The organism is Tamlana crocina (assembly GCF_012037625.1).
On the sequence record NZ_JAAVJS010000481.1, the window covers coordinates 1 to 363 of the forward strand.

The following is a 363-nucleotide window of genomic DNA, read 5'->3' on the forward strand; positions in this document are numbered from 1 at the left end:
GGTCACCTGATCTGTTCCGGGTGCCCTGCCGAGGCCAAGATCTATTCTATGGGGGTAAAGGGAGCCAAGGGTTCCAAATTGCTCAGAAACAATAAGAGGGGAATGATTAGGTAACATGATGCCGCCGCTACCAACTCTTATGCTGTTGGTGCCGCCGGCAATGTATCCGATCAGGACCGCAGTGGCCGAGCTGGCAATGCTTTTCATATTGTGATGTTCGGCAAGCCAAAAGCGTTTATACCCAAAATCTTCGGCTTTTTTAGCGAGGTCCAGACTGTTTTCAAATGTTTGTTGGACTGAGGAACCGGCTCCTACGCCCGCCAGTTCTAATATGGAATAAGGGGTGGATTTTTTCTCTTTTTG

1 protein-coding gene is annotated in these 363 nt (G+C 49.0%); it reads right to left on the reverse strand.

Annotation, left to right across the window (positions count from 1 at the left end; all coding sequences use genetic code 11):
* Window positions 1–363: MsnO8 family LLM class oxidoreductase (locus HC176_RS17690; RefSeq protein ID WP_245234957.1), on the reverse strand; the 363-nt coding region annotated here is incomplete at both ends.